The organism is Arthrobacter sp. 2YAF22_2, assembly GCF_052114645.1.
Lineage (GTDB): Bacteria > Actinomycetota > Actinomycetes > Actinomycetales > Micrococcaceae > Arthrobacter.
In genome coordinates this window covers 1-4,693 of sequence record NZ_JBFRFD010000297.1, presented here as the reverse complement: position 1 = coordinate 4,693, position 4,693 = coordinate 1, and the positions used below count along the sequence as shown (strand labels likewise).

The following is a 4,693-nucleotide window of genomic DNA, read 5'->3' as shown; positions in this document are numbered from 1 at the left end:
GGGCTGCACCGGATGGCGGGAGCCACACCATGAATCTTCTTCGTCCCGCCGTTGTCAGTGAAAGGAACGGGTCATGAACAACAGGCTCGCACGGCTGGCGGTCCCGATCGGCATCGTGGGCATCGTCCTGCTGCTGGTGGTTCCCGTCCCGGCCCCTCTGCTGGACTTCCTGATCGTCTGCAACATCCTGCTGGCACTGCTGGTGCTGCTGACCAGCATGTTCGTGAAGAAGCCGCTGGACTTCTCGGTGTTCCCGTCGCTGCTGCTCGTGGCCACGCTGTTCCGGCTGGGCCTGAACGTCGCGTCCACCCGGCTGGTCCTGGGCAACGGCTATGCCGGCCAGGTGATCGAGGCGTTCGGCAAGGTCACCGTGGGCGGCTCGATGATCATCGGCGCCGTCGTCTTCCTGATCCTGGTGGTCATCCAGTTCGTCGTGGTCACCAAGGGTGCCGAGCGTGTCGCCGAGGTGGGGGCGCGCTTCACCCTCGACGCCATGCCCGGCAAGCAGATGGCGATCGACGCCGACCTCAACGGCGGCCTGATCACGGACACCCAGGCCCGGGTCCGCCGCGCCGAGGTCTCCGCGGAGGCGGACTTCTACGGCGCCATGGACGGTGCCTCCAAGTTCGTCAAGGGCGACGCGATCGCCGGCATCATCATCATCATCATCAACTTCATCGGCGGCATCGCCATCGGCATGCTGCAGCGCGGCCAGCAGATCGGCGACGCCCTCGGCACCTACGGCCTGCTGACCATGGGCGACGGCCTGGTCACCCAGATCCCCGCGCTGCTGATGGCCGTCTCCACCGGCATGATCGTGACCCGGTCCAACGCCGAGGCCGACATGGGCCGGACCGCCTCCACCCAGCTGCTGCAGTCGCCCAACGCGCTGATGATCGCCGGCGTCGCCGCCATGGCGATGGCCCTGATCCCCGGCATGCCGCCACTGCCGTTCATCCTGGTGGGAGCCGGCCTGGTCCTGGCCTCGCGCCGCACCGCCGCCAGCCAGCGGCAGGCCGAACAAGCCGCCGACGCCGAGACCGCCGCCCTCAACGCCCCGGAGCGGGACCCGAACGAGAAGCTGCTCGAAGACATGCGGATCCACCCGGTGGAGATCCTGTTGGCCCCCGACCTCGTCGACATGGTCTCGGGCGCCTCCGACGACCTGCTGGCCCGGGTCCGGTCCCTGCGGCACAAGATTGCCATGGAACTGGGCCTGGTCATCCCGCCGGTCCGCACCCGGGACAGCGTGGACCTGCCGCCGGCCACCTACGCCATCCGGATCGCGGGGGTGGAGTCCGGCCGCGGGACCGCCCCGGCAGGGCAGATGCTGGCCCTGGGTGACTCGCTGGACTCGCTGCCCGGCGTCGCGATGATCGAGCCGGTCTTTGGCCTGGCGGGTAAATGGGTTCCGGCCGAGATGCGCCACAACGCCGAGATGACCGGCGCTACCGTGATTGACCGGGTCTCGGTCCTGGTGACGCACCTGTCCTCGATCGTCACCGCCAACGCGGCCCGGCTGCTGTCCCGCGAGGACGTCCGGGTCCTGACCGAGGGCGTCCGCAGCCAGAGCCCGTCCGCCGTCGAGGAACTCACCCCGGCCCTGCTCTCGCTGGCCGAACTGCAGCGGGTCCTGCAGGGCCTGCTGGATGAACAGGTCCCGATCAATGACCTGGCCCGCATCTACGAGGCGCTCACCCTCCGGGCCAAGGTTTCCACGGATCCCGAGTCGCTCGTGGAGGCGGCTCGCCAGGCGCTGGGGCCGGCGCTGACCGCGAAATTCATGGAGGGGCCCGTGCTCAACGTGATCATGATCGACCCGCTGCTGGAGCAAACCATGCTGGAGGACATGCGGCCGGCCGAGGGCGGCAGCCAGATCGTAATGGGCCAGGACCGGCTCGACGCCGTCCTCCGCTCGGTGGGCAACGCGGTCGACGCCGCGGCGGCTGCCAACCGGCAGGCCGTCCTGGTCTGCGCCCCGGCGCTGCGTCCGGCCATCCACCGGCTCCTGGGAGCGCAACCCGGTTCCGTGCCGGTGTTGTCCTACCGCGAAGTCACCTCCGCCAATGTCCGGATCGAAACTGTAGGAGTCGTGCGCCATGCCGAACCGCTATCGGCTTAAGGGAGCCTCGCTGGAAGAAATCCGCAGTAAGGCAGAACTCCAGTACGGTCCGGCGGCCCGCATCGTGTCCGCCGAGCGGGTCAGCAGCCCCGGCATCGCCGGGCTCTTTGCCGCGAACCGCTACGAGGCCATCATCGAACTCCAGCCCAAGCACGACGTCGTCACCGGCGAGGTGGTCCCGGACGCGGACATCCTCGCCGAGGGCGAGGTCGTGGAACCGTCGGACGCCGCCCCTGCCGGCACGGCCACGCCGGCGGCGGCCAAGCAAAGGATCGCCGACGCGCCCGGCCACCAACTGCAGGGCGACGCCATTGCAGCACTGCTGGCCGAGGCCGACGCCGCCGAGCTGACCCTGCACCGGTCGGGAAACGCCGGCCTCTCCACCGAGTCGCCGGGCTTCGCGGAAATACTGGACCAGCTCGGCTCCGGCCTCCGGACCCCCGCGGCCCAGCCGGCCGTGCCGGCTCAGCCCGGCCCCGCGGTTCAGCCGGCCCAGCTTGGCCCCGGGGTTCCAGGCGCTGGCTCCGCCCTGGGGCCCGTCCCGTCGTCGCCGATTCCGCGGACTGGCGCGCCGGTACCCCAGAGACTTCCTGTCCCGCTGAGCGGCAACGGGGACCTGGTGGTGCTGGTAGGTCTCGGTGACGACGCGCTGGACACAGCCCTGGCCATGTCCACCGCCGCCGGCGGCGCGGACGTGCGCACGGCGGGACAGTTGAGTGCGTACGGGCACCTGCACCTGGACGGTCGCCAAAGCGCAACGGCGGCCCGCGCCCACGCCGTGGAAACGGAACAAACGGTGGTGGCGGCCTTCGGCCTGGGCAAGGCCCGCAACACCCTGGCACGGCTCCAGGCGATCGCGGCCCTCGCGCCGGACCAGGTTTGGGCTGTCGTGGACGCCGGACGCAAGCAAGAGGACACGGCCCGCTGGGTCAGCCTGCTGCGGGCGCGGCTCGAAGTCGCCGCGGTGGCGGTCGTCGGCGCGGCGGACACCGCCAGCCCCGAAACCGTGGAGGCCCTCGGGCTGCCGGTGGGCTGGATCGACGCCCGGGCGGCGACCAGGCCGTTGCCGTGGGCCGCCGAGACCGGACGCGAAGGGTAGATTGAGGGGATGCTGGTACTCACACGCAAGCCGGGCGAACAGATCATGATCGGCGACGGCATCGTCATCACTGTTCTGGAAGGCCGCGGAGACGGTGTCCGGATCGGCATCGAGGCGCCCCGCGGCGTCACGATCCAGCGGCGGGAAGTCATCGAGGCGATCGCGGCGGCGAATCTCGCGGCAGCTGAAGCCGGTGCCGACGCCGGAACCGGCACCGAAGATGCGCTGCGCGGGCTGCTGCCGCCGGCTGCCGTCCGCTCCAGCGACTGAACGCAAACGCGGACACGATCGACGGCGTCGCGGCGCCGTCGGGGTCGACCGCCGGCCTAGCGGGGATTCGCGTCGTCGCCGAGGTACTGGGCCATCAGCGGCTGGGTGGCCCGGCGCGTGATGGCCAGGGCCCGTTCGATGTTTCCCGCAGCCGCCAGATGGTCAACGAGTCCGGCCGGATCACTTGGCCCGGCAGGAACTTCCAGGCTGCGGAGCAGTTGGTCGTTGGCCCGGGCGGCCTGGCCCAGCCGAGCCAGCAAATCGCGCAGCCCATCGAGGTGCTCCTGCAAGATGGCGGCCCAGGGACCAGCCGGGGCAGCGGCAATCAGTTCAACCAGGGTCGCCTGCGCCGGCAGGCCCCATGCGCCCGCGACGGCCGCCGACTCGACGTTCCGGGCCAGCGCTTCGAAGCCCAGGCGGTCCAGCACGGCCTCCACTTCGGACGCGGTAAAAGTCAACCAGTGGGTGTTGCCGGCGGCCACGTGCAGGCGCTGGGTTTCAAGCCTGAACAAGAGCAGTTCCAACTGACGCCGCTCCTGCCACAACGCCGCCGAAAGATCCCCTGCACCCATGGGCCCCATTCCCTTGCCGGCCGGCCCAGAATGCGGCTTTCCGCATTTTCCGCCAAGCTTTTCCCTGAGGGTACACGCAGATCCAGAATCAGGTGATAGGTTTCGTTCTGGGTGCTGCGCCCGAGCCTGGAACACCGCCTCCCATGGGGGGAGTGCAGGACCACTGGCGGGTGCGGCTCTCAGGGTTTTTGRCTCCTGATCCGGTCTCATGGGGGGACACACTATTGAATCGCGTGGAACGCAACGAGATGGTCACTCAGCACCTGCCGCTGGTGGGCTATCTCGTCTCAGACTTATGCTCGAAGGCGTCCCACCTCTCGCGCGATGACCTGGCGTCGGCTGGCGCCGTAGCCCTGATCACATCGGCCGACTCCTTCGACCCGGACCTCGGCGTGCCCTTCGGCGCGTTCGCCCGCCGTCGTATCCTGGGTGCCTTCGCGGACGAGATGCGGGCCAGCGACTGGGCCACGCGCTCGGCCCGCCGCCGGATCAAAGAAACCATGTCGGTCCAGGAAACCCTGGCGGCGGCACTCGGACGCACGCCGTCCGTCGACGAGATTGCCTCAGCGCTGGGCGTGCAGCAAAGCGTCGTGGAAGCGGCCCTCGCGGACGCGTCCCGCACGCTGACGC

5 protein-coding genes are annotated in these 4,693 nt (G+C 69.8%); 4 read left to right on the top strand and 1 reads right to left on the bottom strand.

Annotation, left to right across the window (positions count from 1 at the left end):
* The first annotated feature begins 73 nt into the window (after positions 1-73).
* Genes AB4Y86_RS12515 through AB4Y86_RS12505 form a run of 3 tightly spaced genes read left to right on the top strand, consistent with a single transcriptional unit; the run spans position 74 to position 3,491 of the window.
* Complete coding sequence (locus AB4Y86_RS12515) at positions 74-2,122, top strand: flagellar biosynthesis protein FlhA (RefSeq protein ID WP_441402547.1); 2,049 nt, start codon at positions 74-76, stop codon at positions 2,120-2,122.
* Positions 2,100-3,221: a hypothetical protein gene (locus tag AB4Y86_RS12510; RefSeq protein ID WP_441402546.1), complete on the top strand. Its 1,122-nt coding sequence runs from the start codon at positions 2,100-2,102 to the stop codon at positions 3,219-3,221. Before AB4Y86_RS12515 ends, AB4Y86_RS12510 begins: the two co-directional genes overlap by 23 nt.
* A gap of 9 nt (positions 3,222-3,230) precedes the next feature.
* Complete coding sequence (locus AB4Y86_RS12505; protein WP_441402545.1) at positions 3,231-3,491, top strand: carbon storage regulator; 261 nt, start codon at positions 3,231-3,233, stop codon at positions 3,489-3,491.
* A gap of 56 nt (positions 3,492-3,547) precedes the next feature.
* Here AB4Y86_RS12505 and flgN read toward each other — a convergent pair whose 3' ends face one another.
* Positions 3,548-4,063, bottom strand: a complete 516-nt coding sequence (flgN, locus tag AB4Y86_RS12500; protein ID WP_441402544.1) for a flagellar export chaperone FlgN — start codon at positions 4,061-4,063, stop codon at positions 3,548-3,550.
* A gap of 224 nt (positions 4,064-4,287) precedes the next feature.
* On the opposite strand from flgN, the gene AB4Y86_RS12495 reads away from it, so the two are divergent.
* Positions 4,288-4,693, top strand: a 406-nt coding sequence (locus AB4Y86_RS12495) for a sigma-70 family RNA polymerase sigma factor (protein ID WP_441402543.1), incomplete at its 3' end; no start/stop codon positions are given.

Excerpts from the sequence above, each read along its gene's own strand:
- AB4Y86_RS12510 (WP_441402546.1), top strand. The coding sequence starts at position 2,100 with ATGCCGAACCGCTATCGGCTTAAGGGAGCCTCGCTGGAAGAAATCCGC.
- AB4Y86_RS12505 (WP_441402545.1), top strand. The coding sequence starts at position 3,231 with ATGCTGGTACTCACACGCAAGCCGGGCGAACAGATCATGATCGGCGAC.
- flgN (WP_441402544.1), bottom strand. The coding sequence starts at position 4,063 with ATGGGTGCAGGGGATCTTTCGGCGGCGTTGTGGCAGGAGCGGCGTCAG.
- AB4Y86_RS12515 (WP_441402547.1), top strand. The coding sequence starts at position 74 with ATGAACAACAGGCTCGCACGGCTGGCGGTCCCGATCGGCATCGTGGGC.